The sequence below is a fragment of the Methylobacterium crusticola genome (assembly GCF_003574465.1).
GTDB classification, from domain to species: domain Bacteria; phylum Pseudomonadota; class Alphaproteobacteria; order Rhizobiales; family Beijerinckiaceae; genus Methylobacterium; species Methylobacterium crusticola.
Genome location: NZ_QOWC01000486.1, coordinates 1 through 934 on the forward strand (window position 1 = coordinate 1; position 934 = coordinate 934).

The 934-nt window shown below is 57.7% G+C and carries 1 rRNA gene; it reads right to left on the reverse strand.

Annotation, left to right across the window (positions count from 1 at the left end):
- Positions 1-738, reverse strand: a 16S ribosomal RNA gene (locus DT057_RS35040); the annotation flags it as partial.
- Between the last annotated feature and the right edge of the window lie 196 nt (positions 739-934).

Here is a 934-nt window from a genome sequence, read left to right on the forward strand (position 1 = left end):
TATCTAATCCTGTTTGCTCCCCACGCTTTCGCGCCTCAGCGTCAGAACCGGACCAGACAGCCGCCTTCGCCACTGGTGTTCTTGCGAATATCTACGAATTTCACCTCTACACTCGCAGTTCCGCTGTCCTCTTCCGGTCTCAAGCCGACCAGTATCGAAGGCCATTCCGTGGTTGAGCCACGGGCTTTCACCTCCGACTAAATCAGCCGCCTACGCGCCCTTTACGCCCAGTGATTCCGAGCAACGCTAGCCCCCTTCGTATTACCGCGGCTGCTGGCACGAAGTTAGCCGGGGCTTATTCCTCCGGTACCGTCATTATCGTCCCGGAGAAAAGAGCTTTACAACCCTAAGGCCGTCATCACTCACGCGGCATGGCTGGATCAGGCTTGCGCCCATTGTCCAATATTCCCCACTGCTGCCTCCCGTAGGAGTCTGGGCCGTGTCTCAGTCCCAGTGTGGCTGATCATCCTCTCAGACCAGCTACTGATCGTCGCCTTGGTGAGCCGTTACCTCACCAACTAGCTAATCAGACGCGGGCCGATCCCTCGGCGGATAAACCTTTCTCCTCTCGGACGTATCCGGTATTAGCCCTAGTTTCCCAGGGTTGTTCCGAACCAAAGGGTACGTTCCCACGTGTTACTCACCCGTCTGCCGCTGACCCCGAAGGGCCCGCTCGACTTGCATGTGTTAAGCCTGCCGCCAGCGTTCGCTCTGAGCCAGGATCAAACTCTCAAGTTGAAGAGTTGATCATCGCTGATCACAACATGAACGGAAGCTCCACAATACACCGGCGTTTCCGCCGATGCTGTGAGCTCTCGAAACGTCGGTACCAGCGTCATCCTACTCATGGCCCGGCTCCCGAAGGAACCCGGCCCGCAGGGACGACGCCGTCCACGCTTCTCTTTCTCGGATGAACTTGTCAAAGAGCCCCGGC